This window comes from Rathayibacter sp. AC182, assembly GCF_979253875.1.
The window spans coordinates 1,082,093-1,107,165 of sequence record NZ_CEEDEK010000005.1; the positions used below are offsets into that span (position 1 = coordinate 1,082,093).

The following is a 25,073-nucleotide window of genomic DNA, read 5'->3' on the forward strand; positions in this document are numbered from 1 at the left end:
CCCGAGGGACGGAGGACGCCGTGGAGGGAGTGCTCACCGGATTCGCGATCATCGGCGTGATCATCGCCGTCGGCTACCTGATCGCCCGCTTCGGCCTGGTGCCTCCCGAGGGCCGCCTGGTCCTCTCCCGCATCGCCTTCTTCGTGACGACCCCCGCTCTGCTGTTCACGGTGCTCTCGAGGGCCGACGTCACGGTGCTCTTCTCCTCCTTCCTCCTGGTGTCGCTCTGCACGGTGCTGCTCGTGGCGGCGGTCTACGTGCTCGCTTCGCGCCTCTTCTTCCGCCGGCCGCTGCCCGAGACCGTGATCGGCACGGCGTCCTCCTCCTACGTCAACGCCAACAACATCGGGCTGCCCGTGGCCATCTACGTCCTGGGCGACCCGCAGTGGGTGGCTCCGACCCTGTTGCTGCAGCTGCTCCTGCTCGCGCCGACGATCCTCACCGTGCTCGACATCTCGACGAGCGGGCGCACCTCGGTCGGCGCGATCCTGACCCAGCCGCTGCGGAACCCCATGATCATCGCGTCCGGGCTCGGCCTGCTCGTCGCCGTCACGGGGGTCGATGTGCCGGCCCCCGTGCTCGAGCCGTTCTCGATCATCGGCAACGCGTCGATCCCGCTGGTCCTCATGGCCTTCGGCATGTCGCTGCGCGGGCAGCGGCCGCTGGAGGCGGGTCCCGCGCGGATCGAGGTCGTCGTCGCGTCGACGCTGAAGTCGCTCGTGATGCCGGCGGTGGCGTGGAGTCTGGGGCGCTTCGTCTTCCAGCTCGACGCCGAGCACCTCTTCGCGGTCACCGTGACCGCCGCGCTCCCCACCGCGCAGAACATCTTCAACTTCGCGACGCGCTACGACCGCGGAGTCGCCGTGGCGCGGGACACGGCCCTGGTGAGCACTGTCGCGGCCGTTCCCGTGCTCATCGCCGTGTCCCTCCTCCTGGGTTGACGCGAACGCGCCCAGCCCGACCCGTCGCGGTGGCCGTCGCCTAGGCTCTCTCGAATGAGCACCACGACGATCCTCTCGCCGCGCCTCCGGACAGCCCCGCCGCCGTCGCCGCGGCCTCTGGATCACGCTGAGCATCCTGCTGGTCCTCGTGATCGGCGCGATCGTCGCGGTGCTCCTGGCCGTCCAGACGTACGACAAGGCGATGACGGTCCGCGCCAAGCTCACCTCCGCCATCCCGCTCGTCTCGCAGGTCGCCGACCAGCTCACCGGATTCGACACCGCGGGAGCCGAGGCGACGGCGGGTCAGATCGCGACCCTCACCGGCGAGGCGCGCGACGAGACCGACGACGGCGTGTGGCGCGTGATGGAGATCGTGCCGATCCTCGGGCCCAACCTCTCCGCAGTCCGCGCCGCGACCGAGATCGCCGACGACGTGTCGGGCAAGATCGTCACTCCGCTCTCGGGCACCTCGCTCGACGTGCTGAAGCCGGTCGACGGCCGTGTCGACATCGCCGCGATCACCGACCTGTCGGCCAAGATCGACGTCGCGAAGCAGGTCGTCGACGAGTCGCAGGCGCGCGTCGAGGCGATCGACCGCGGCGCCCTCGCGCCGCAGGTCGCCTCGGCCCTCGACGCCTTCGCTCCGCAGCTCGAGACCGCCACGAAGGCGATGGACCAGGTGCAGCCGATCACGGCGATCCTGCCCGACGCGCTCGGGGCGAACGGGCCCCGCAACTACCTCGTCATGTTCCAGAACCTCGCCGAGGCGCAGGCTCTCGGAGGCGGCGCCTCCTCGGTCATGCTGCTGCAGGCCGACGGCGGAGCGATCTCGATCACGGAGCAGCAGTCCAGCCAGGACTTCCGCGGGCTGGAGTCGGTGGACGTCGATCAGAGCGCGCTCGACACCTTCGGCGGCAACCTCGCCACGACCTTCAACGTGTCGACGAGCCGGCCCGACTTCCCGACCGCGTCGTCCATCGCGACGCAGTTCTGGGCCCAGAAGTTCCTCGACCAGAAGATCGACGGAGTGCTGGCGATCGACCCGGTCGCGCTCTCGTACCTGCTCGACTCGACCGGCCCGGTGGTGCTCACCGACGGCACGGAGCTGACGAGCGAGAACACCGTCTCGACGCTCCTGAACAAGATCTACTTCCGCCACCCGGCCGAGACGGTCGGCGAGCAGACCGACGAGTTCTTCTCGGAGGCGAGCGCCACGATCCTCGGGAAGATCCTCGGCGGCGAGATGGAGCCGACGCGCATGCTGCCGGCGATCGTCAAGGCGGTCGGCGAGAGCCGCATCCTCGCGTACAGCACCGACCCCGACGAGCAGGCCCTCCTCGCTCCGACGCCCATCGCGGGCATCCTGCCCACCGCGAACACCGACACGACCACCACCGGCGTCTTCTTCCAGGACGCGTCGATCGGCTCGAAGATGGACTACTACCTCGACACGGCGGTGACGCAGGCGAGCGCGAACCGCTGCGCCGCCTCGGAGCGACCTTCACCACGCAGGTCACGCTGACCAACACGATCACCGAGAAGGTGGCGCGCGCACCCTGCCGCCCTACGTCGCGGCGAACGGCGGCAACAGGTTCCCGCTCGGCGACTTCGTGACCAACGTCTACGTCTACGGCCCTCCCGGCACGAGCGTGACCGGCGCGACCTGGGCCTCCGGGCTCGGCACCGTCGTGCAGACGACGGACGACCTCTGGGCGACCGGTCTCGAAGATCGCGGTGCAGCTCTCGCCCGGCGAGTCCGACACCGCCACGGTCACCTTCACGGCGGCCCAGGCGGGCGAGTACGGCGAGCAGGCCGTCCGCGTCACCCCGATGATCAACTCGACCGAGGTCACGCTCCAGGACGACCCGAGCTGCGTCGGCTGACCGGTCGCGCCCTCTGCGGCCGGACGGTCAGCCTGCTGGTCGAGCAGCCCCGCAGGGGCGTCTCCAGACCCGCTACCGCCCCGCATCCCGGCGCGGAGGCAGCCCTCGCGTCAGACCAGCGCCGATCCCGGATCGAGCTGGTGACCAGCCACGAGGCGAGCAGCGCCGCGCCGAAGCACAGGGCGAGGCCGACGAGCGGGACCCACCAGGCCCGGCGTCCGAGCGAGGTAGCGCACGACCGTCACGGCCACGGCGATCAGCGTCAGGATCGGCGGACCGAGGAGGGCGAGCGAGACGCCCCAGTCGATGCGGTCGTAGTCGCACGCGATGTTCTGCCCCTCGCACTGCGCGGGGAACACCGACGAGCACGGCGGCGAGGTAGCCGAGGACGATCGCCACCAGGCCCAGCGCGAGGCAGCCGAGGATCGAGAGCACGAGGTCCCAGCGGCGGCGCAGCGGCCGCCCGGCCGCGACCACCTCCCGGACGGTGCGGTAGGCGTCCGTCCGCAGCTCGTCGTGCGCGCGACCGGCCGGACCCGGGCGCGGTGCCGGCCGCGCGGCCGGTGTCCGGGATGCGGTCGGACGGGCGGAGGACGAGCCGCTCGCGGCCGCGCGCGCCCGCTTCTTCTTCGAGGAGGCCACGGTCAGAAGATCATCGGGCGGTCGTCGTCGAGGGTCGTCTCGAGATCGAGGTCGACCACCACGGGGACGTGATCGCTCAGGGCGTCGCCCTTGCGCTCGTCGCGGTGGATCGAGGCGCCCGTGACGAGCTCGCCGAACGCGTGCGAGCCGAGCACGAAGTCGATCCGGAGCCCCTCGTTGCGCGGGAAGCGCAGCTGCTTGTAGTCCCAGTAGGTGTAGCCCTCGGGGACGAGCGGGCGCACGACGTCGTGCAGCCCGGCGGCCTTGAAGGCGGCGAAGGCCTCGCGCTCCGGCGGCGAGACGTGCGGATCCGGGGCCCAGCGTCGGGTCGCCGACGTCGCTGTCGAGCGGAGCGACGTTCCAGTCGCCCATCAGCGCCAGCGGCAGGTCGGCTTCGGCGGCGAGCCACTCGCGGGTGCTCGCCTCGAGCGCGGCGAACCACTCGAGCTTGTAGAAGTAGTGCGGGTCGCCGACCGCGCGGCCGTTGGGCACGTAGAGGCTCCAGACGCGCACGCCGTCGACGGTCGCGCCGATCGCCCGCGCCTCGAGGGGAGGGTGCCGTCCTCGGCGGGGGCCTTGGCGAAGCCGGGCATGCCGGGGAAGCCGATCCGCACGTCCTCCATCGGCAGGCGCGAGGCGATGCCGACGCCGTTCCACTGGCTGATCCCCGCCATCTCGACGCGGTACCCCGCCTCGGCGAAGGCCTCGTGCGGGAACTGCTCGGGCTTGCACTTGAGCTCCTGCATGGCGAGGACGTCGACGTCCTCGCGGACCAGCCAGTCGACGACGCGGCCCGTGCGGCCCGGATGGAGTTCACGTTCCACGTGGCGATGCGCATCCTCGAAGTGTAGGAGCCGCCGCCGACAGCACGGTGCGGACGGCGGCCGTCCCCCGCGCTCCGGTCATCCGTCCGGCGGATTGCGGAACCGGTGTCGGTGGTCGATGGTTGTCTTGCGCCGTCCCGATCGGCGCCCCGCGTCGTCCCCGCGCCGCCGCCCGCGGCCCGCCTCCCCGCCCGACTCCGACCAGGCGGCCGTTCCGGCGGATCCGCCGTCGATCCGCCCGAGCCGTTCCCGTGGCCGTCCCCGCTCCCGCCCGCTCCAGCCGTCTCGAGGAACCCCGTGATCCTGCTCCGACTCGCGTCGTCCTACGCGAAGCCCTACTCCCGGTGGATCGTCGCGGTCGTGGTGCTGCAGCTGATCTCGACCCTCGCGGCGCTCTACCTGCCGAGCCTCAACGCCGAGATCATCGACCAGGGCATCGGCACCGGCGACACCGACTTCATCTGGGCCACGGGCATGACCATGCTCGTCGTCTGCCTCGTGCAGGTCGTCACCGCGATCGGGGGCGTGTACTTCGGCGCCCGCACCGCCATGGCCGTCGGCCGCGACCTGCGCCGCGACGTCTACCGCCGCGTCGACTCGCTGAGCGGGCTCGAGGTCGGCCGCTTCGGCACCGCCACCCTCATCACCCGCGGCACGAACGACGTGCAGCAGGTCCAGATGCTGGTCCTGATGACCCTCAACTTCATGGTGTCGACGCCGATCATGTGCATCGGAGGCATCGTCTTCGCCCTCCGCGAGGACGTGGGCCTCTCGTGGCTGGTCTGGGTCTCGGTGCCGGTGCTGTTCGTCGTGGTCGGCGTGCTCGGTCTTCCTCCTGCTGCCGCTGTTCCGCCTCATGCAGGACCGCATCGACGGCATCAACGGCGTGCTGCGCGAGCAGATCACGGGCATCCGCGTGGTCCGAGCCTTCGTGCGCGAGCCCTTCGAGTCCGAGCGCTACCGCCGCGCGAACGCCGCGATCACCGAGGTGTCGATCAAGGTCGGCAACATCTTCGTGCTGATGTTCCCGGCGATCATGATGATCCTGCACCTCGCCACGGCCGCCGTCCTCTGGTTCGGCGGGCAGCGCGTGGACGTGATGCCGGTGCAGGATCGGCCTGCTGACGGCGTTCCTCCAGTACCTGCTCCAGATCCTCACCGCGGTGATGATGGGCGTCTTCATGGTGATGATGATCCCGAGGGCCGTCGTCTGCGCCGAGCGCATCGACGAGGTGCTCGGCACCCGCACGAGCCTCACGAACCCCGAGGGGGGAGCGGTCACGCCGACCCTCGGCCGCGTCGAGTTCCGCGACGTCGTCTTCGGCTACCCCGGCGCCGAGCGCCCCGTGCTCTCGGGAGTCGACCTCGTCGCCGAGCCCGGCCGCACGACCGCGATCGTCGGCTCCACCGGCGCCGGCAAGACGACGCTGCTCGGTCTCGTGCCCCGCCTGTTCGACCCGCAGGAGGGGTCGGTGACGATCGACAGCGTGCCCGTCTCGTCGCTCGACCGCGCCCAGCTCGCCGAGGTCATCGGCCTCGTCCCGCAGCGCCCCTACCTCTTCTCGGGCACGATCGCCTCGAACCTCCGCTTCGGCCGCCCCGACGCCACCGACGCCGAGCTGTGGGAGGCGCTGCGCATCGCCCAGGGCGAGGACTTCGTCCGCGGCAAGGAGCACGGGCTCGACGAGCCGGTGTCGCAGGGCGGCACGAACGTGTCCGGCGGCCAGCGCCAGCGCCTGCGCATCGCGCGGGCGCTCGTGGCCCGTCCCCGCGTCTACCTCTTCGACGACTCCTTCTCGGCGCTCGATGTGGCGACCGACGCGAGGCTGCGCGAGTCGCTCGCGGCGGCGACCACCGACGCGACGGTGATCATCGTCGCCCAGCGCGTCTCCACCATCCGCCACGCCGACCAGATCGTGGTCCTCGACGCCGGCCGCGTCGTCGGCAGGGGCACCCACGACGACCTCCTCGAGACGAACGCGACCTACCGCGAGATCGTCGAATCGCAGCTGAGCACCGAAGGGGTGGCCTGAGATGGCACGCGTCCGCGACACCGCGCAGGAGCAGCCGACCGAGCCGGAGTCGCTCGCCCCCGAGTTCGAGCCCGGCGAGGCCGACGGCGGCATGTTCGGCGACGGCCCGCCCGCCCGCAAGGCCCAGCACTTCTGGCCCTCGGCCAAGCGGCTGTTCAGCCTCCTCGGCCCAGAGAAGGCCCGGATGATCGTGGTCGTCGCCCTGGTCTCGGCGTCGGTCGTCCTCACCGTCATCGCGCCGAAGATCCTCGGCCAGGCGATGGACACGATCTTCAACGGCGTGATCGGCTCGCAGCTGCCCGCAGGAGTGCCGCTCGAGCAGATCATCGAGCAGCAGCGGGCCTCGGGCAACGGCACCTTCGCCGACATGCTCTCCAAGACCGACATCGTGCCCGGGCAGGGCATCGACTTCGTCGTGCTCGGCCGGCTCATCATCATCGTGCTGCTGATGTACGTGGTCGCCTCCGTCCTCATGTGGGCGCAGGGCTTCCTCCTCAACGGGCTCGTGATGCGCGTCGTCTACGGCCTGCGCCAGGACATCGAGGCCAAGCCTCAACCGCCTGCCGCTGCGCTACTTCGACACCCGGCAGCGCGGCGACGTGATGTCGCGCGTCACGAACGACGTCGACAACATCCAGACCGCCCTGCAGCAGGCGTTCTCGCAGCTCGTCCAGTCGGTGCTGACGATCATCGGCATCGCCGCGATGATGTTCATCGTCTCGTGGCAGCTCGCGCTGATCGCGCTGATCTCGCTGCCGCTGTCGGGCATCATCGCCGGGGTCATCGGCGCCCGCTCGCAGAAGCTGTTCGCCGCCCAGTGGAAGAACACCGGCGCGCTGAACGGCCACATCGAGGAGTCGTTCTCGGGCCTCGAGATCGTGCGCGCCTTCGGTCGCGACCGCGAGATGCTCGAGGAGTTCGACCGTCGCAACGACGACCTCTACAGCGCCTCGTTCGGCGCCCAGTTCGTCTCGGGCATGATCATGCCCGCGATGACCTTCGTCTCGTACCTCTCCTACGTCCTGATCGCCGTCGTCGGCGGGCTGCGCGTGGCCTCGGGCCAGCTCACCCTCGGAGACGCCACCGCCTTCATCCAGTACTCCCGCGAGTTCACCCAGCCCGTCACGCAGCTCGCGAGCATGGCCAACATGCTGCAGTCGGGCGTCGCCTCGGCCGAGCGCACCTTCGAGCTGCTCGACGCCGACGAGCAGGACCCCGAGACGATCACCGACTCGCTGCCCGAGCGGACCGACGGCCACGTCGAGTTCCAGGACGTCTCGTTCTCGTACGACCCGGAGCAGCCGCTCATCGAGGGCCTCTCGTTCTCGGCGCAGCCGGGCCAGACCGTCGCGATCGTCGGCCCGACCGGCGCGGGCAAGACGACCCTCGTGACCTCGTGATGCGCTTCTACGAGCTCACCGGCGGCCGCATCCTGCTCGACGGAGTCGACATCACCCGCCTCGCCCGCGGCGACCTCCGCTCGCGGGTGGGCATGGTGCTCCAGGACGCCTGGCTCTTCCAGGGCACCATCCGCGAGAACATCCGCTACGGCCGACTCGACGCGACCGACGACGAGATCGCCGACGCGGCGCGCGCCACCATGGTCGACCGCTTCGTGCAGCAGCTGCCCGACGGCTACGACACCGTCCTCGACGCCGACGGAGGGAGCGTGTCGGCGGGTGAGCGCCAGCTGATCACGATCGCCCGCGCGTTCCTCGCCAATCCCTCGCTGCTGATCCTCGACGAGGCCACGTCCTCCGTCGACACCCGGACCGAGCTCCTGGTGCAGCACGCCATGGCCGCGCTGCGCACCGACCGCACGTCCTTCGTCATCGCCCACCGCCTCTCGACGATCCGCGACGCCGACACGATCCTCGTGATGGAGGCGGGGCGCATCGTCGAGCAGGGCGCGCACGACGAGCTGCTGCGCCGTCGGGGCGCCTACTACGAGCTCTACATGACGCAGTTCCGCGGAGGGGAGCGAGGAGCAGACCGCTGCGATCTCGCCCGCGGGCCTGCCCGGAGGCGCCGAGACCGCACCGTAGAGTGGCCCTGTGAACGACGCACGCCAGCAGCTCATCGAGTACATCGGCTCCGACGCCGTCTTCCACGGGGACTTCACCCTGACGAGCGGCAAGAAGGCGAGCTACTACGTCGACCTGCGCCGCGTCAGCCTCGACCACCGCGTCGCTCCCTGATCGGGCGGGTCATGCTCGACCTCATCGCGCCGATCGAGCGCGTCGACGCCGTCGGCGGACTGACGATGGGCGCCGACCCCATCGCCTCGGCGATCCTGCAGGCGCCGCGCCGCAGTCTCGCCTACGACGCGTTCGTCGTGCGCAGGGAGCCGAAGGACCACGGACGCGGCCGTCAGGTCGAGGGCCCGATCTCGAGGGCAAGCGGCGGTGGTCGTCGAGGACACCTCCACCACCGGCGGCCTCGCTGAAGGCGATCGAGGCGCTGCTGAAGGTCGGCGCCGAGATCGCCGGAGTCGCGGTCGTCGTGGACCGCGCCACCGGTGCGCCGGGAGATCATCGAGGACGCGGGCTACCCGTACTTCGCGGCGATCGGGCTGGCCGACCTCGGACTGAGCTGATGGTCGACGAGGGGGACCGCACGCGCCGCGGCGACTCCGGGGCGAGGAGCGTCCGAGGAGCAGGAGCGACAGGCCGGCGGCAGCGAGTGGCTGCTGCAGCAGCTCAGCGGCGGGCGTCTGAAGAGCATCTTCGAGGCGCCGCGGCAGGGCCGCTCCGGAGTCGACCGGACGACTCCCGCGCCGGCTCGGGACTCCGAGGACGAGCCGACCGGGATGCCTGACGAGGCGGCCCTCCCCGAGGAGTCCGACGCGGCGGAGCGCGAGGACGCGGCCGAGCCCGCGGAGCGCGCCGAGTCCTCGCCCGCGGACGACGCGGAGAAGCCCCCTGCGGAGACGACCGCGCAGGTGCCGCCGCCCGCCGCGGCGGAGGCGTCGGCTCCGCCGGAGCCCGTGGTCGTCCTCGAGCCGACCGCCCCGCTGCAGTCGGCCCAGCAGCCCGAGCCCGCGGAGGAGGTGCGGAGACCGCGCCCGAGCAGGACCCCGAGATCCACCCCGTGGCCGAGCAGGCGGCCGAGCCGGACGAGCTCCGTCGGGTCGCTGAGCGCGCCCGAGCCTGCGCCGGCCCCCGAGCACGAGAGCCGCCCTGAGCCGGAAGCCGGCGACGAGCCGGAGCACCAGCGCGAGGCCGAGCCTCGAGCACGAATCGGAGCCCGAGCACGCACCCGAGCCTGAGCGCTCACCCGCTCCTGAGCGCTCACCCGCCTGAGCCCGAGCGCTCACCGGAGCCCGAGCAGGCGCAGCAGCCGGAGAGCGCACCGGCACCCGCGCCCGTCCCTCCCGTGGCCCCCGAGCGCGAGCGCCCGCAGCCCCGCTTCGACGCCGCCCGCCGCGACCCGGCGGAGGAGCGCGCCCGCTTCCCGTCCGGTGCTGCCGGTCGCCGAGCCGCCGCGCGATCTGCCGACCGCGCCGCCCGCGCTCCGCGTCGAGCCCGAGCACCGCGAGCCGCGCGGCGACCGTCCCGAGGGCGCGACACCGCCGTCGCAGCGCGACACCGCTCCGAGCGGCACCGTCTACCACTGGCCGGACCCCCGCGGCGGGTGGGACGAGCCTCCGGTGCGGGAGGACGTCGTCGCTCCGCAGGAGGACCCGGACGACGACGGCGGCGACGAGGAGCTCTGGCGCGGCACCGCCTTCGCCTGGAACCTCGAGCCCACCGAGCCCGGCACCGAGGCGAGCGGAGACGGCGCGGACGCCGGAGAGACCTCCGACCCGGACGCCCCGCCGACGCCCACGACCGCCGGGACCGCGGACGACGGGAAGCCGTTCTCCACCACGCCCGCCGCGGCTCACGTCAACGCGCCCGCCGCGCGGGAGAGGACTCCCTCGCAGCCGGCCCGCCAAGGAGCCGCGCGAGAAGACGCCGCGCACGCCTCGCGAGAAGACCCCGAGGACGCCTCGCGAGAAGACCCCGCGGACCCCGCGAGGGAGGACGGCACCGCCCGCCGCCACGGCTCCTCGGTCCGACAGCGCCGCGTCCGTCGGCTCGGCCACCGAGCCGCCCAGCATCACCGCGCTCGCCGCGCCCTCCCCGACCGCACCAGGAGCCGTCGTCGACTCCTGATCGGGCTGATCGCGCTCGGCGTCGTCGTGCTGCTCGCCGCGCTCGCGGTCGTGGGCTACCGGATCGCGGCGGGGAACGACTCCGATGCCTCGGCACCCGCCCGGCCGCCACGACTCCCTCGGAGCAGGCGAGCGCCGCACCGACCGCGGAGCCCACGGCCGAGCTGCCGACCGTCGGACCGCTGCCCGCCGGCACCTACGCGTGGAGCGACCTGCTCGGCGGCGAGTGCCTGCAGCCCTTCGACTCCGTCTGGGCCGAGGAGTTCACCGTCGTCGACTGCGCCACCGCGCACACCGGCGAGATGGTCGCGACCGCTCAGCTGACCGAGGAGGCGTTCCCCGGCCAGGGACGCTCGCGCTCTCGGTCGCCTCGCTCTGCCAGGCCACCGGAGCCGTCGACGTGCTCGGCGCCGAGGCGTACGGCGACGTCCAGGTCTCGGCGTCCTTCCCGGTCACCCAGGAGCAGTGGGACGCCGGCGAGCGGCGCTACTTCTGCTTCGTCGACCGCGCGGGCGGCGGCGAGCTGATCGGCGCGCTCACCGGCACCTCGCCGGCTGAGGCTCAGACGAGCCTGCAGCTGTAGGCCGCCCCCGTCGCTCGCGTAGAGCACGAGGGGCCTCGGTCAGAGCGTCCACGTGGGCGAAGACGACCAGATCGGTCGACTTCAGCACCTCGAAGGTCACGCTCGAGCGATCGCCGACGAGCGTGTACGCGTCCACGTAGTCCGGCGAGTCGGAGCGGGTCTCGATCGCCGTGCCGCCGTACGCCTCCTCGACGGCGGAGCGGGGCGAGCCGATGCCGACGCCCTCATCGGTGGTGATCGACGGACTGCCGATGACCAGGCTGAGCAGGGGACCGGACTCCCCGTCCACGAGGGGCCAGAACGGAGCGCCGCCGAGCGCCTCGGACGCGGGATCGCGCGGGTAGTTCGCGAGCCAGCGAGCGGGGGAGCTGATCGGCTCGACTCCGTTCTCCGCCCAGACCTGCTCGCAGAAGTCCGGATCGACGATCGCGACGGCGGTGCCTCCGGCATCGGCCGGCACGGGCTCGCCCTGGATCAGCGAGCCCGCGCCGGGTCGGGGTGTGCAGACCGTCGACGTCGAGCACGAGGTCGGTCAGGGCCGGCGGAGCGGTGGGAGCGGCACCGCTCGCCGTCGGAGTGCTCGAGGGAGCGCTCGTCGCACTGCTCGTCGGGGTCGTCGCGGGAGTGGACGGCGCGGGTGCGGTCCCCGACGCGGTGGGCTCGGGTGCGCTCGGAGTGCAGCCCGCGACGGCGAGCACGGCGCCGGCGACGGCGGTGGCGCGCAGGGCCGGGTGGAAGCGGATCATCGTGGTCTCCTCGCGGGAGCCGTCTCGTCGTGCCCCCGCGCCAGTATCGAGCCGCGCGGCGAGGTGGCGGAAGGCGCCCGCGCGCTCGTCACCGAAGCGTGTCCTGCTTGTAGGGTTGCCGATCGTGGACGAGAACGAGACGCCGCGCGAGGCCGGCCCGGCCGCCTCCGTCGAGGCCACGACGAACGGCGTGGGGCCGTGGATCGGCGAGCGTCCGCAGGACGAGCGCCTCGACCCGGAGCTGCTCGAGAAGGGCGATTCCCGCAACGTCGTCGACCGCTTCCGCTACTGGCGGATGGAGGCGATCGTCGCCGAGCTCGACCGCACCCGCCATCCGTTCCACGTCGCCGTCGAGAACTGGCAGCACGACATGAACATCGGCTCGATCGTGCGCAGCGCCAACGCATTCGGCGCGCGGGGCGTGCACATCGTGGGCAGACGGCGGTGGAACAAGCGCGGCGCGATGGTGACCGACCGCTACCAGCACGTCCAGCACCACGAGGCGGTCGCCGGTCTCGTCGACTGGGCGCGCGAGGAGGGCCTGCCGATCATCGCGATCGACAACGTGCCCGGGTGCGTGCCGATCGAGACTCTTCGCCCTGCCCGAGCGCTGCGTGCTGCTGTTCGGGCAGGAGGACCGGGGCTGTCGGAGGAGGCGCTCGCCGCCTCCGAGGCCGTGCTCGAGATCTCGCAGTTCGGCTCGACGCGCTCGATCAACGCGTCGGCGGCCGCCGCGGTCGCGATGCACGCCTGGCGCGCTGCAGCACGTCCGGTTCTGAGCGCGACCGGTTCTGAGCGCGACCCGGATCGGACCACGACGTCCGGCGGGAACTCCGACTCCGAGCGGCTCGCCCGACAGCAGCTCGTGGACGCCGCTGAGCACCTCATCGGGGCGGAACGGGTAGCGCTCGATCTCGGCCGCATCGCTGATGCCCGTCATCACGAGGACCGTGTGCAGACCGGCCTCGATGCCCGCGACGATGTCGGTGTCCATCCGGTCGCCGATCATGCCGGTGTTCTCGCTGTGCGCGCCGATCTTGTTCATCGCCGAGCGGAACATCATGGGGTTCGGCTTGCCGACCACGTACGGGTCCTTGCCGGTCGCCTTCGTGATCAGCGCGGCGATCGCCCCCGTCGCGGGCGCGACGCCCTCGGAGCTCGGACCCGTGGCGTCCGGGTTCGTGACGATGAAGCGGGCGCCGCCGATGATCAGCCGGATCGCCTTGGTGATCGCCTCGAAGGAGGTAGTTGCGGGTCTCGCCCACGACGACGTAGTCGGGGGAGGTCTCGGTCATGATGAAGCCGGCCTCGTGCAGCGCGGTCGTGATGCCGGCCTCGCCGATCACGAAGGCGCTGCCGCCGGGCATCTGCGAGGCGCAGAAGTCGGCGGTGGCGAGCGCGCTCGTCCAGATGCGCTCCTCCGGGACGTGCAGGCCCGAGGCGCGCAGTCGCGCGGCCAGGTCGCGCGGAGTGAAGATCGAGTTGTTGGTCAGCACCAGGAACGGGACGCCCGCGTCGGTCCACTCCTGGATCAGCTCGGGCGCGCCGGGGAGCGCCTTGTTCTCGTGCACGAGCACGCCGTCCATGTCCGTGAGCCAGGCCTCGACCTCGCCGCGATGTGCCGCCATCCCCCGATGCTATCGGCGGGGCCTCCGCTCCGCAGGGTGCGGGCGGAGGCCCCGCATCAGCCGATCAGCGAGGGCTGCAGGTCGCGCAGGGTGCGGAACCGCGTCATGCGGACCACTCCGATCATCGCGAGCGCGAGGCCACCGGCGAGCCAGCAGAGCAGCACGAGGAGTCGCGCAGCGCCGCTGCGCCGTCGCCGCCGTACATCAGCTGCCGGACGGCGTCCGTCGCGAAGCCCATCGGCAGCACGTGGTGCAGGGCGGCGAGCGGAGCGGGCAGCGTCTGCCAGGGGAAGGTGCCGCCCGCGGTCACGAGCTGCACCACCATCAGCACGAGGCCGAGGAACTGCCCCACGCTGCCGAGCCAGACGTTGAGCGCGAGGATCATCGCGGCGAACGTGAGCGAGGCGAGCGCCATCACGCCGTAGACGCCGACCGGCGACGCGACGTCGAAGCCCAGCGCCAGTGAGGATGATCGCGAACAGCCCGGCCATCTGGACCACCCCGAGCAGTCCGGGGGTCAGCCAGCCGGCGAGGGTCACCCGGATCGGCGAGTGCAGGGCGGTGATGGCGCGGCGCGAGACCGGCTTCACGATGAGGAACAGCGCGTAGATCCCGATCCAGCCGGCGAGGCTCGCGAAGAACGGGGCGAGGCCGGCGCCGTAGGTCCCGGCCGAGGCGACCTCGCTCCGGTCGACCTCGACCGGATCGGCGATCGCCGAGGCCTGGGCCGCCTGCTGCTCGGCCGAGCGGTCGGGGATCGCGACGACTCCGTCCTCCGAGGCCGTCGCGGAGCGTCGCGGCACCCGTGGTGAGGTCGTCGAGGCCGGTGGTGAGATCTCCCAGCCCGTCGCGGAGCGTCGCCGATCCGTCGCGGAGGGAGCCGGCGCCGTCGCGGACGGTCGCGGCGCCGTCGGCCGCGGACCGCGCTCCGGTCGCGGCGGTCGCCGCTCCGCTCGCCAGCTGCGACGATCCGTCGGCGGCGGTCGAGATGCCGGCGGTGAGGGTCGGCGTCGCGTCGGCGAGCGCCTGCGCGCCGGTGGCGACCTGCTGCGCTCCTCCCGCGAGCCGGTCGATCAGGGCGACCTGGCCCTGCGCCTGCGCGTTCGCGGCCAGGGCGTCGTCGCCCAGTGGGTCGAGCAGCGCGAGGATCTCGGCGGTCCGGGCGGGGTCGACCCCCGACTCCTGGAGGCTCGCCTCGATGTCGCCGCGGACCACCGGGACGCTGTCGGCGACCTGCTGGGAGGCGGCCCCGACGGCGTCGACCTGCGTCGCGAGGGCGGCGTCGCCGGCGGCCACCTGCGCCGCGCCGTCGGCGAGGGTCGCGGTCTGCGCCGGCAGGTCGGCGGTCGCGGTGCGGAGCTGCTGCAGCCCGGAGTCGAGCGCGGTGCCGCCGTCGGCCAGCTGCTGCACCCCGCCCGCGAGGGAGGCGGTGCCGTCGGCGAGCGAGGACGCTCCGTCGGCGAGCTGCGCGGCTCCGTCGGCCAGGGTTCCGGCACCGGCCTGCGCGGACGCGGCGCCGCTCGAGAGGGTCGTGGCGCCGTCGACGAGCTGCGTGCCTCCGTCGACCGCGGTGGTGAGGTCGCCGCGGATCGTCGCGAGGCCGACCAGGAACTGCGCGGCCGCCTCCTCGTCCACCTTCTCGACGATGGAGGCGCGCAGGGTCTTCGCCGCCTGCTCGCCGATCGTGCTCGCGAGGTAGCTCGTGGCGTCGTTCGTGGTGAGGACGACGCTCGCGCGGTGCGGCGCATCGCTCCCCGCCGAGGCCAGCGCGGCGGAGAAGTCGGCGGGGAGGGTGACGCTGAAGTCGTACGTCCCGTCGTCCGCACCCGCTGCGGCGTCGGCGGACGAGACGCGGTGCCAGTCGAGCGCGTGGTCCTCGAGGAGCTGGTCGGCGACCTCGTCGCCCGTGTTCGTGACGGTGCCGTCGTCGGCCGTCGTGCCGGTGTCGTCGACGACCAGGGCCACCGGGACGTCGGTGAGCTTCGCGTACGGGTCCTGGTTGGCCCAGAGGTAGAGGCCGCCGTAGAGGATCGGCACGAGCATCAGTGCGATCAGCGCGAGGCGGGCCATCGGAGTGGCGGTGAGGCGGCGTAGCTCCGCCTGGATCATCTGGGGGATGCGGATTCTCATGAGCGGGTTCCGTCGAGAGGTTCGGGGTCGGCCGCGGTGGGGTCGATCGGTGGGGTGGGAGCGGAAAGGCGTCCTGGGACGCGTGCGGAAGGGCGGCGGCGAGTGCGCCGACCGTCTCCTCCTCGAAGCCGTCCTCGAGGGTCCGGAGGGCGACGGGTGCCGTCTGCACCGGATCGAACTGCGTGCGCAGCAGATCCGTCGCCGCGATCGCCGACGCGGAGGCGGTGCCGGCGATCACGAGGACGGCGACGCCGCGGGCGGCGAGCTCCTTGGCGAGCGCCCACCAGCCGGCCGGGTCGCCGCCGTGCCGGTCGGGCGACACGATCACGAGGGCCTGCACCCCCGAGCGGAGCAGGGCCAGCTCGGCGAGCACGCGGACGCGCTCGAGTGCGGGGACCTCGGACATCGGCCGACGCGCCAGAGCGGTGACGCCCAGGCCCTCGAGGGCGCGGGCGACGGCCCGGGGGTGCGAGGGGCGGCCGGCGAAGACGAGCTCCTCGGCGGTGACTCCGCCCAGCGTGACGTCGGGGGCCGGCTCGCTGACGGCGGGGGCGTCGACGAGCGCGACGGCGGCGCGCATCCGCTTCGGGTCCTCGGCGCCGTCGACGGTGATCCGGCCGGTGCCGGGGCGCATGCGGCCGCTCGCGAGCAGGCCGAGGACCGTGGGGCGCTGTTCCGTCTCGGTGAGGGCGAGGGTCGCGGATCCGCTCGGAGAACGAAGGCGAGACGGGTGGGAGGCGCGCCGTCCTTGGCGACGTCGTGCAGCTCGATCCTCACGCGCGGGCCTCGGCGAGGACCCGGGTCGCGAGGGCGTCGGCGTCGGCCCAGCCGAAGCCCGCGATGGCGAGCACGTCGACCATGACGAGGCGCTCGGCCTGCGCCTCGCCGAGACCGGAGTCGGCCGCCTCGTCGAGCACGGCGATGGCGGCGTCCTCGATCAGGCGGGCCAGGCGTCCGGGGTCGACGTCCGGACGGAAGCGGCCGGAGGAGATCCCGCGGGCGGCGGTCGCCCGCAGCTGGGCCCGCACGGGCTCCAGCGTCCCGGCGACGATCTCGGCGTAGGGCGAGCGGAGCGCGGCGCGAGCGGGGAGGCGGATCGCCTCGACCTCGTGCCACATCCGCGCGCCGATCAGGGCGAGCTCGCAGGCCGCATCCTCGTGCCGCACGGGGGAGAGGGCGGCGGCGATGCGCGCCGCTCCCTCCTGGAACACGGTGGTCAGCAGCTGCTCCGGGACGAGAAGTGGCCGTAGACGGTGCGGCGGGTCACCCCGGCCTCGGCCGCGATCGCCTCGAGGGAGGCGTCGGGGTCGGTGCGGAGGAGGTCCTCGCCGCGAGGAGGATCGCGGCGCGGTTGTCGGTCGCGTCCCGCCGGGGAGCTCTGCTGGTGGTCACCGGTCCATCGTACGAAGTTGCACAACGCTGTGCAAGATAGGAGAGGCGATCCCCGGCCCCCGCAGGGGACGGGGTTAGCCTGGACACATGAACGGCGAGAACCTGCTGGGCCCCGAACCGACCCTCCTCCCCGAGGACCCCGCGGTCACCGCGGCCCTCGCGAAGCACGCGACCCCGGGAGCCGTCGAATTCGCCGCCCTCGCTGCGGCCCACCCGCGCTCACCGCTGGCCTGGGCGCTGCTCGCCGACAGTGTGTGGGGCATCGACGCTGCCCTCCCTCCTACGCCTACGCGCGCGTCGGCTACCACCGCGGCCTCGACCTGCTCCGCGGCGCCGGCTGGCGCGGCCAAGGCCCCATCCCCTGGCGCCACGGCCCCAACCGCGGCCTCCTCCTCGCCCTCTACGCCCTCCGCCGCGCCGCCGAATCGATCGGCGAGACCGAAGAGGTCGACCGCCTCACCACGTTCCTCCAGCAGGCCGACCCCGCCGCGATCCCCGAGATCGAGCGGTACCACGAGGACGCGCTACCCCCCACCGCCTCCATAGTCATCCTCGGCGCAGACTGATCGGCGCCCGGTCACGGTGCTCGCGGCGTTGTCGTCGGGCGCCGTAGCTCCGCTACGACTTCCTCCTCCGCCTTGCGATCACCGCAACCGGACGCCCGATCAGTCCCCTCCCGGAGAGGAGGGGCGCCGTGCCTGCGGCACGAGCGGACGGGGGCCGTGCCTGCGGCACGAGCCGGTCGAGGTGCCGTGCCTGGGCACGAGCCGGTCGAGGGGCCGTGCCTGCGGCACGAGCGAGGGGCCGCTTCTCGGATAGTGCCGTCCCTTGCTGGTCGAGTAGCCCCGCAGGGGCGGTACGAGACCCGCGTCCGCCGGAGGGCGGTGTCAGCGGCGGCGCAGGGTCGCGGACGTGGCCAGGGTCAGGAGGGCGCCGAGGGCGGCGGAGGCCGCGGTCACGGCGAAGCCGGGCTGGGGGCCCAGGGACTCGACGGCGAGGCCGCTCAGGGAGGAGCCGGCGGTGACTCCGATGGCGAGGCCGGTGGGCGGCCAGGGCGAGGGCCTCGGTGAGGCGGGCGCGGGGTGAGATCGACTCCACCAGGCTGGAGCCGGTGATGAGCAGCGGCGACGTCGCGAGGCCCGCGACCGAAGGCGAGTGCCACGAGGACGGGCAGAGAGCCCGAGAAGACGAGGACCGGCACGACGAGGCCGAACACGACGCCCGCGACGACGAAGCGCGAGAGCGGGCCGCCGGGCAGCCGCGCGGCGCCCACGACGACTCCGGTCAGCACGCTGCCGATGCTGTAGACCGACAGCAGCAGGCCCGACGCGGCGTCGGCGCCCGCGGCCTCGGCCGTCGCGATGGCGGCGACGTTGAACGAGCCGAACACCCCTCCGATCGTCGCGAACACCGCGGTGACGCCGACCAGCGCGAGCGGGAGGCGCACGGCGGCCGCCCTGCTCTCCGGCGTGCGCGCGGCGAGCGGCGGCTGCGTGCGCACCTGCGCGAGGAGCGCCGTGCTGCCGATCACGCCGATCCCGAGGCCGACCAGCACCCCTGCCGCCGGGTGCACGAGCGAGGCCAGCAGGGTGACGATCGGCGGAGCGACGACGAACGCCGCTTCGTCCGCCACCGACTCCACCGAGTAGGCGGTGTGGCGGAGGCCGGGGTCCGAGGTGGCCGCACTCCAGCGCGAGCGCACGGCCGAGCCGATGTCGATGACGGCGAGTCCGGCGAGCACCGCGAGCGCGAACCAGGTCCACACCGGCGCCCCGAGCAGCACGGCGGCGACGAGATCCGAGCGAGGCGGCGACCAGCACCGGGAGCGACAGGGCGAGCGCGCGGCGCTGGCCCAGCGGTCCATCACCCGCGACCAGACCGGGCCCGCGGCGGCGAGCGAGAGGGTCAGCGTGCCCGACACCGCGCCGCCGAGCGCGTAGCCGCCCGAGACATCGGTGACGAGGACCAGCACGCCGATCGCGAGGCTGCCCTTGGGGAACCGGCCGAACCAGCCCGAGGAGGAGAAGGCGAGCGATCCGGGGAGGGCGAACGCCTGCGCGTAGCGGCCCGCCGCACGGCCGAGCGCCGAGGACCGCGGCGCGGAGGAGCGGCGGACGAGGAGGGCGCCGAGGAGTCAGGCATGCGTCGGTTTCCGATTCCGGCCGACCGAAAGCGGAGGCGCTCCACTGGCTGCTCGGACGACCCGGCGAGTCTAGCCGGCCGCCTCCACGACGCCTCCGGATGCGTCGACGCCCCGTCTCGCGGCACACTTGCTCCGTGGATCCCGACGCGCTCGAGCAGCTCCTCTCCGACCTCCCCGGCGCCGAGCCGGGGTTCCCGTTCGGGCCCGGCACCCGCGTCTGGAAGGTCGGCGGCAAGGTCTTCGCCCTCGAGTCGGAGCTGCAGGGCCGCGCCTGCATCAGCGTGAAGGCGCTGCCCGAGAACGTCGTGCACCTGGTCGCGGGCGCCGACGGCGTCGGTCCGGGGTACCACCTCAACAAGACCCACTGGGTGACGGTCGACCTCGACCGGGTCGATCCCGGGCTCGCCGCCGAGCTGGTGCAGGAGTCGCACGCGATCATCGTCGCGAAGCTGCAGCCCCGCCTCCGCCTCGCCCTCGACGGCACCGCGAGCGGCTCGCTCTCGGAGGACGTCTGACGCGCTGTTGCGCCGTGTGACGCGGCCGGATGCGGGTCGCCGCGCGGCGATCTGGCGTGGCCGGCACCCACCCGCTCCCCCGAGAGGACGCGCCATGCCACCCCGCACCCGCCTGCAGTCGACGGTCGAGACCGCCTGCGAGCGCGGGGCGATGTGCGTGCACGACCGGGCCGGCCACGAGCTCGGCGCACTGCAAGCTGCGTCTGGCGCGCGCCACTCCGGGGGCTGGGCCGACGCGCTCGTCACCGCGGTCGACGGGGACGGCTGGATCTCGCTCGAACTCTGGGAGTCGGGCGGCGTCGAGCGCGTCTGGCACCACGCGGAGGCGGCGCTCGCCGTCGGCGCGCCGGTGTCGCTCCACGTGCGCTACGGCGTGCTGGCCCTCGGGCGCACTGCAGATCAGCGTCGCCCGCGGCTGACGCTCAGGCCGGCATCGACGCGAGCATCGCCTCGCACGCCGACGCGCAGTCCTCGCACGCCATCGCGCAGAGACGGCAGGTCTCGCTCATCTCGGCGTGGGAGGAGCACTCGGCGGCGCACGCGCGGCACATCGCGAGGCACGCCTCGAGCATCGGGCGCAGCACGGCGGCGTCCATGCTCTTCGGGCGCATCATCATGCGCATCATCGCGAGGCACACGTCGGCGCAGGTGGCGCACATCGACGCGCACCGGCCCATGCCGTCCATCGACGCCATGGCGTCCGAGCACATCGTGCAGGCCCTGGAGACAGGCGGAGCACGCGTCGATGCAGGCCTGCATCGCGGTCGTGTCCATCGTCGCGGCGTCGGCCATCGGCATGGCCTTCATCATCTCGTCGGTGCTCATGTCGCTTCTCCCTCGATCGGGGCGGTGCGGAGGCACGTCCAGCGGGCGTCCGCGGTGGCTGCCTCCGATGCTAGGCCGGTCGACTCCTCGCGTCACCCCCGCCGAGGCGCTCGCCCGGACGGATCCGTCACCCTCGCCGAGGTGCGCGCCCGGACGACGCGAGGCCCCTGCCGAGCAGAGGGCCTCGCGGGGCGGTTCGGATCCCGCGGGTCAGATGCCGTACGACTCCAGGTACGCGGCGGTGTCGTGCCAGCCCTCGACCGCGAAGCACTCGACGCCCATGGCCTTCACCGGGTAGTCGTTGCCGTCGGGGTCGAGGCGGTCGCCGACGAAGATCATGTCGTCGAGGGGGATGCCGGTGAGCTCGGTGAGCTTGTTCATGCCGTAGGACTTGTCGATGCCCTTGCGGGTGATGTCGACCGAGGTGGAGCCGCCGGAGCGGACCTCGAGGTCGCGGCAGCACGGCCTGGACGGCCTCGCGGAGGGTGTTCTTCTTCTCGCCGGTCGGGTCCCAGGCCTGCTTGACGGGGACGGGCGCCGCCTGACCGAGGGCCGAGAAGGTGATCTGCGACTCGCGGTCCTCGAGGATCGGGCCCCAGGTCTCGGACTCCCAGTAGCCGAGCTCCTTCGCCTTCTCCTCCACGGCCGCGAGGGCGCGGGACTTCTCGTCCTCGGTGAGGTTCTCGGCGTAGATCTGCGTCCAGTCGCCGCTCTCGAAGCGGTAGTACTGGGTGCCGCAGGTGGGCATGAGGTGGAGCTTGGCGAGCGCCTCGGGGTCGGCGCCCTGGAGGCGGTCGAGCACCTGCATCCGGAACTGACCGATCTGCCCGCCCGAGATGATGCAGACCTCGGTCGCCTTCAGCAGGCGGACGAGGAGGTCGGCCATCGCCGGGTCGACGGGGGACTTCGAGGCGGCGAGGGTGTCGTCGAGGTCGAAGGCCATCAGGCGGGGCAGGGTGCTCATGGGTCTCGTTTCACGGTCTGCGGACGGGGCGGTATAGAGGATACGGGGCGGCGCCGGGACGCGCGTCCGGCGGGACGCGCGACTGCTCGGGGGCGAGTGCGGCGAGCCGGCGGGCGGTCCTCCCGCCGAGGAGATCGCCGTCCGAGCGCAGACTGGGGCATGCCCGACTCGCCGTCCCCCGCCCGCCGAGCGCGGCGCTCCGTTCCGCGCACGTTCGCCCGGATCCTCCTGGGCCTCGTGCTCGTCTTCGCGGGGGTGGGCCACCTGACCTTCGCGCGCCAGGCGTTCCAGGCGCAGGTGCCGCCGTGGCTCCCGCTCGATCCGGATCTCGTGGTCGTCGCCTCGGGAGTGGTCGAGATCGCGCTCGAGGTCGGCGCTCGTGCTGCTGGCCCGGTGGCAGGTGGTCGTCGGAGTCGTGGTCGCCGCGTTCTTCGTCGCCGTGTTCCCGGGCAATGTCTCGCAGCTCGTCACGCGGACGCCGGCCTTCGGGCTCGAGACGGACGCTGCGCGTGCGATCCGCCTCCTCTTCCAGCCGCTGCTGGTGATCTGGGCGCTCTGGTCGACCGGCGCGTACTCGGCGTTTCGGTTCCGCCGGCATCGACCCTGACGCCCTCACCGAGGAACCCCGGTCGGTCGACGGAACCCGCTGTTCGAGGCTCCCTCGACGGGTCGGGGTTCCCTCGCGGAGTCGGACGGGGCTCAGCCGCCCGACGACCGCGCCAGGTACGCGGCCTCGGTGCGCGTCGCCGCGCGAGCTCGCGGAGGATGTTCGAGACGTGCACGCTCGCCGTCTTCACGCTGATGAAGAGCTCCTCGGCGATGGCGCGGTTGCCCAGGCCCTGCGCCACGAGTGCGAGGACCTGGCGCTCGCGGTCGGTCAGAGGCTCCGCGCCGCCCGGAGCGGCGCCGGCGCCCACGACGGGATCGCCGCGCCCGAGGCGCCGCTCGAACCGGTCGAGGCCGTCGACGAGGAGCCCGAGCCCGGCGCGCTCAGCGATGACGCGGGCCTCGCGCGCCTCCCGCTCGGCCTCCTCGCGCCGACCGGCGGCCGCCAGCGCCTCGGCGAGGCGGAGCCGCGAGTAGGGGAGCAGGTGCACCTCCGCGGTGTCCGCCTCGTTCGCCGCGGCGGCGGCCGCCCAGGCGGCGGGGTCGTCGCCGGTTCCGAGGCGCCGCTCAGCTCTGCCTCGATCACCGCGATCAGCGCGGCACCCGTCGGCCAGAGGGCGGCCGTCGCGAGGATCTCGCGCAGTCGCGCCTCCGCCTCCATCCGCTCGCCCCGCTCGCCGAGGAGCTCGACGCTCCTCGCGTCGGGCGGCGGCGATGATGCGCGCCACCACCACGAGCAGGAAGAGGTCGGCGGAGGGGAGGGCGGTGGCCGGGTCCGATGGCGTCGCGGACCTCGGCCCACGCGGCCGCGACGTCGCCGTTCTCGAGCGCGATCGCTCCGGGCGACCTTGGCCAGACCGACGAGCGAGAGCCGCTCGGTGCGCAGCTGACGGCTGAGCTGCTGCCGCCACCGGGCGAGCAGGGACGCCGCCTCGCGCGGGATCACCGCGCCAGAGCACGATCCAGATCTTGCGGCGCTGGAGGTGCGCCGCGAAGCCCAGCGGGGCGTCCAGCTCGAGCGCGCGGTCGAGCAGCTCCTCGGCGCGGCGCCACTCGCCGGTCGAGGCGAGTGCATCGGCCGTGTTGGCCATCAGCATCGCGCCGAGGGTGCGCGCGACCCCGTGCCGCCGGGCGTGCTCGGCGCCCTGCTCACCCGCGGCGATCGCCTCGCGGAACCGCCCGAGGAGCGAGAGGGCGTCCGACAGGTTGAGCCAGTACCGCAGGCGGGCGGAGTCGTCCTCGCCCGCGAGGGCGCCGGCCAGCTCGAGCTGCTCCAGCCCGTCGTCGGTCCGGCCGAGCTCGACGAGCGCCATGCCGCGGATGTTCGCCGCGACGCTCCTGCGCCCCTGCGAGCCGACCGCGCTCGGCCTCGGCGGACGCCGCATCGGCGACCGAGACCGCCTCGACGAGATCGGCCTCGAGCATCAGCCGGGCGGCCAGCTCGCCCAGGATCCGCGCGCGCAGCACGCTCGGCTCACCGCCCTCGAGCAGGGCGAGCGCCTCGCGCAGCAGGGCGACGGAGCCGACCCGACCGAGGTTGGCGAGGTAGGACGCCTTGTCGCGCAGGAGCGTCGCCCGGCACGGGGCGCTCCAGGCCCTGGATCGCGAGCGCCTCGTCGACCAGCGCGACCGCGCGCTCGCTCTCGCCCCGCGTCGCGGAAGGTGGTGGGCGGTGGAGCCGAGGAGGTCGGCTCGATCGCGCCCGTGCGACCCGGCTGGCACCTGCTCCCACAGCTCGAGCGCGCGCTCGCCCATCCGCGCGGCCAGCGCGTGGGCGAAGGAGGCCCGCGCGTGCGCCATGGCGTCGAGCGAGGCGGCGAAGGCCCGCTCGGAGTCGTGCGCCGCCATCCAGTGGTACGAGATCTCGGAGGCGGCGGCCGGCCCCCTGCTCTCGAGGGCCTCGGCGTAGCAGGTGTGCGCCCGCACGCGCTCGCCCGGCAGCAGCTCGTCGTGGATCGCGTCGCGCACGAGCGCGTGCCGGAAGCTGTAGCTGCTGCCGTCGACGACGAGCACGCCGCCCGCGATCGCCTCGCGCGCCGCCGTCTCGACGGCGTCGGCGTCGCCGTCCACCACGGCGATCAGGTCGTGCTCGACGCACGTGCCGCCTGCCGAGAGCGTGCGCAGGATCCTCTGCGTCGGCTCGCCGAGCCCGTCGTACCGGGCGAGGAGGACGTCGCGGAGCGATTCGGGGTAGCACCCGGGCACGTTCGCCGCCTCGGCGCGGGCGAACTCCTCGACGAAGAACGGCACCCCCTCCGTCCGCTCGACCACGAGGGCGAGATCGCGCGGAGCGACGGCCGTGCCGCGGAGGGAGGCGACCATCGCCTCGACGCCGCGCCGGTCGAGCCGCGCCAGCTCGCGCCGCTGCACCCGGTCGCTCCGCTCGAGCTCGGGGAGCCAGGCGCGCATCGGATCGCCGCGGCGCAGCTGATCGCTCCGGAACGTGAGGACCACGAGGATCCGGCCGGCGCTCGCGACGCGCACCAGGAAGCGCAGGACCCCGATCGTGGCCGGGTCGACCCAGTGCAGGTCCTCGACCACCAGCACGATCGGACGCAGCCGCGACGCGGTCTCGAGCGCCACCGTGACCGCCTCGAGCACCGGGGAGCGGCCGCCGCCGGTTCACCGCTCGCGGGCAGCTCGGGGAGCAGGATGCGCAGCCCCTCGGCCGACGGACCGGCCATCGCCGCGAGCTCGTCGGAGCCGACCACGCGCGCCAGCTCGCGCAGCGGTGCGGTGATCGGGGCGTAGGGGAGGGCGTCGCGGTCGAGATCGACGCACTGGCCGCGCAGCACGAGCGCCTCGGCCGGAAGCCGCTCGGTGAACTCCGCGACGAGCCGGCTCTTGCCGATGCCGGCCTCGCCGCCGACGACCACGGTCCGCGCCCCCTCGACGAGCATCCGCTCGTAGGCGCGCCGGAGGGCGGCGAGGTCGTCGTCCCGTCCGACGAGGACGGACGGAGAGGGGGGAAGGGGCATGGGAGTCATGGTGCCAGCGGACGCCGACACCGGAGGGGTCCGATGGCGTGCGATGTCGGTTTCCCGCGGGTCCTCGACCGGAA

15 protein-coding genes and 11 pseudogenes are annotated in these 25,073 nt (G+C 73.2%); 13 read left to right on the forward strand and 13 right to left on the reverse strand.

Annotation, left to right across the window (positions count from 1 at the left end; translation table 11 throughout):
* Nucleotides 1-20 precede the first annotated feature (20 nt).
* The 3 genes from AC0CII_RS16665 (at nt 21) to AC0CII_RS16675 (ending at nt 2,825) form a co-directional block, all read left to right on the forward strand.
* The gene (locus tag AC0CII_RS16665) at nt 21-941 is read left to right on the forward strand and encodes an AEC family transporter (RefSeq protein WP_465227046.1); all 921 of its coding nucleotides are present in this window, start codon (nt 21-23) and stop codon (nt 939-941) included.
* A gap of 148 nt (nt 942-1,089) precedes the next feature.
* Nucleotides 1,090-2,463, forward strand: coding sequence for a DUF4012 domain-containing protein (locus AC0CII_RS16670; protein ID WP_465230082.1), 1,374 nt, complete (start codon nt 1,090-1,092; stop codon nt 2,461-2,463).
* A gap of 212 nt (nt 2,464-2,675) precedes the next feature.
* On the forward strand, nt 2,676-2,825 hold the full coding sequence (locus tag AC0CII_RS16675; RefSeq protein ID WP_465230083.1) for a hypothetical protein: 150 nt from the start codon (nt 2,676-2,678) through the stop codon (nt 2,823-2,825).
* A gap of 110 nt (nt 2,826-2,935) precedes the next feature.
* Here the strand turns inward: AC0CII_RS16675 and AC0CII_RS16680 are convergent, their stop codons facing one another.
* Together AC0CII_RS16680 and AC0CII_RS16685 are read right to left on the reverse strand one after the other, a co-directional pair.
* The gene (locus AC0CII_RS16680; protein ID WP_465230084.1) at nt 2,936-3,184 is read right to left on the reverse strand and encodes a hypothetical protein; all 249 of its coding nucleotides are present in this window, start codon (nt 3,182-3,184) and stop codon (nt 2,936-2,938) included.
* Between the two features lie 285 nt (nt 3,185-3,469).
* Nucleotides 3,470-4,305 (reverse strand): annotated as a pseudogene (locus tag AC0CII_RS16685) (exodeoxyribonuclease III).
* A 286-nt stretch (nt 4,306-4,591) separates the two neighbouring features.
* On the opposite strand from AC0CII_RS16685, the pseudogene AC0CII_RS16690 reads away from it, so the two are divergent.
* The 6 genes and pseudogenes from AC0CII_RS16690 to AC0CII_RS16715 all read left to right on the forward strand — a co-directional run bounded on the left by AC0CII_RS16690 (nt 4,592) and on the right by AC0CII_RS16715 (nt 11,063).
* Nucleotides 4,592-6,324, forward strand: a pseudogene (locus AC0CII_RS16690) (ABC transporter ATP-binding protein).
* 1 nt (nt 6,325) lies between these two features.
* Nucleotides 6,326-8,314, forward strand: a pseudogene (locus AC0CII_RS16695) (ABC transporter ATP-binding protein); the annotation flags it as partial.
* A 64-nt stretch (nt 8,315-8,378) separates the two neighbouring features.
* Nucleotides 8,379-8,920 (forward strand): annotated as a pseudogene (pyrE, locus tag AC0CII_RS16700) (orotate phosphoribosyltransferase).
* 213 nt (nt 8,921-9,133) lie between these two features.
* Nucleotides 9,134-9,592 (forward strand): hypothetical protein, encoded by a 459-nt coding sequence (locus AC0CII_RS16705; protein WP_465230085.1) that lies wholly within the window; start codon nt 9,134-9,136, stop codon nt 9,590-9,592.
* 192 nt (nt 9,593-9,784) lie between these two features.
* Nucleotides 9,785-10,804: a hypothetical protein gene (locus tag AC0CII_RS16710; RefSeq protein WP_465230086.1), complete on the forward strand. Its 1,020-nt coding sequence runs from the start codon at nt 9,785-9,787 to the stop codon at nt 10,802-10,804.
* 76 nt (nt 10,805-10,880) lie between these two features.
* Nucleotides 10,881-11,063 (forward strand): hypothetical protein, encoded by a 183-nt coding sequence (locus tag AC0CII_RS16715; RefSeq protein ID WP_465230087.1) that lies wholly within the window; start codon nt 10,881-10,883, stop codon nt 11,061-11,063.
* Here the strand turns inward: AC0CII_RS16715 and AC0CII_RS16720 are convergent.
* The gene (locus AC0CII_RS16720; protein WP_465230088.1) at nt 11,017-11,523 is read right to left on the reverse strand and encodes a hypothetical protein; all 507 of its coding nucleotides are present in this window, start codon (nt 11,521-11,523) and stop codon (nt 11,017-11,019) included. The genes AC0CII_RS16715 and AC0CII_RS16720 overlap by 47 nt on opposite strands.
* Nucleotides 11,524-12,179: 656 nt before the next feature.
* Here AC0CII_RS16720 and AC0CII_RS16725 point away from each other — a divergent pair.
* Nucleotides 12,180-12,497 (forward strand): annotated as a pseudogene (locus AC0CII_RS16725) (TrmH family RNA methyltransferase); the annotation flags it as partial.
* A 153-nt stretch (nt 12,498-12,650) separates the two neighbouring features.
* Here the strand turns inward: AC0CII_RS16725 and AC0CII_RS16730 are convergent.
* From AC0CII_RS16730 to AC0CII_RS16745, 4 genes and pseudogenes are all read right to left on the reverse strand, one after another.
* Nucleotides 12,651-13,437: pseudogene (locus AC0CII_RS16730) on the reverse strand (HAD-IIA family hydrolase); the annotation flags it as partial.
* A gap of 56 nt (nt 13,438-13,493) precedes the next feature.
* A pseudogene (locus AC0CII_RS16735) lies at nt 13,494-15,561 on the reverse strand (YhgE/Pip family protein).
* 779 nt (nt 15,562-16,340) lie between these two features.
* Nucleotides 16,341-16,778, reverse strand: a complete 438-nt coding sequence (locus tag AC0CII_RS16740) for a hypothetical protein (protein ID WP_465230089.1) — start codon at nt 16,776-16,778, stop codon at nt 16,341-16,343.
* A 5-nt stretch (nt 16,779-16,783) separates the two neighbouring features.
* Nucleotides 16,784-16,984 (reverse strand): helix-turn-helix domain-containing protein, encoded by a 201-nt coding sequence (locus tag AC0CII_RS16745; RefSeq protein WP_465230090.1) that lies wholly within the window; start codon nt 16,982-16,984, stop codon nt 16,784-16,786.
* Nucleotides 16,985-17,213: 229 nt separating this feature from the next.
* Here AC0CII_RS16745 and AC0CII_RS16750 point away from each other — a divergent pair, with 229 nt between their 5' ends.
* The gene (locus AC0CII_RS16750) at nt 17,214-17,525 is read left to right on the forward strand and encodes a DUF3151 family protein (RefSeq protein WP_465230091.1); all 312 of its coding nucleotides are present in this window, start codon (nt 17,214-17,216) and stop codon (nt 17,523-17,525) included.
* A gap of 437 nt (nt 17,526-17,962) precedes the next feature.
* Here the strand turns inward: AC0CII_RS16750 and AC0CII_RS16755 are convergent, their stop codons facing one another.
* Nucleotides 17,963-18,931: a hypothetical protein gene (locus AC0CII_RS16755; protein WP_465230092.1), complete on the reverse strand. Its 969-nt coding sequence runs from the start codon at nt 18,929-18,931 to the stop codon at nt 17,963-17,965.
* 305 nt (nt 18,932-19,236) lie between these two features.
* Between AC0CII_RS16755 and AC0CII_RS16760 the strand changes: the two genes are divergently transcribed.
* Nucleotides 19,237-19,617, forward strand: coding sequence for an MmcQ/YjbR family DNA-binding protein (locus AC0CII_RS16760; protein ID WP_465227037.1), 381 nt, complete (start codon nt 19,237-19,239; stop codon nt 19,615-19,617).
* Between the two features lie 422 nt (nt 19,618-20,039).
* Here the strand turns inward: AC0CII_RS16760 and AC0CII_RS16765 are convergent, their stop codons facing one another.
* Both AC0CII_RS16765 and AC0CII_RS16770 read right to left on the reverse strand, forming a co-directional pair.
* Nucleotides 20,040-20,312: a four-helix bundle copper-binding protein gene (locus tag AC0CII_RS16765; RefSeq protein WP_465230093.1), complete on the reverse strand. Its 273-nt coding sequence runs from the start codon at nt 20,310-20,312 to the stop codon at nt 20,040-20,042.
* A 340-nt stretch (nt 20,313-20,652) separates the two neighbouring features.
* Nucleotides 20,653-21,406: pseudogene (locus AC0CII_RS16770) on the reverse strand (HAD-IIB family hydrolase).
* 159 nt (nt 21,407-21,565) lie between these two features.
* On the opposite strand from AC0CII_RS16770, the pseudogene AC0CII_RS16775 reads away from it, so the two are divergent.
* Nucleotides 21,566-22,013, forward strand: a pseudogene (locus tag AC0CII_RS16775) (DoxX family protein).
* A 157-nt stretch (nt 22,014-22,170) separates the two neighbouring features.
* Here AC0CII_RS16775 and AC0CII_RS16780 read toward each other — a convergent pair.
* The 3 genes and pseudogenes from AC0CII_RS16780 to AC0CII_RS16790 all read right to left on the reverse strand — a co-directional run.
* Nucleotides 22,171-23,109: pseudogene (locus AC0CII_RS16780) on the reverse strand (helix-turn-helix transcriptional regulator); the annotation flags it as partial.
* A gap of 52 nt (nt 23,110-23,161) precedes the next feature.
* Nucleotides 23,162-24,595, reverse strand: a complete 1,434-nt coding sequence (locus AC0CII_RS16785) for an ATP-binding protein (RefSeq protein ID WP_465231121.1) — start codon at nt 24,593-24,595, stop codon at nt 23,162-23,164.
* Nucleotides 24,596-24,654: 59 nt separating this feature from the next.
* A pseudogene (locus tag AC0CII_RS16790) lies at nt 24,655-24,999 on the reverse strand (AAA family ATPase); the annotation flags it as partial.
* Nucleotides 25,000-25,073 lie beyond the last annotated feature (74 nt).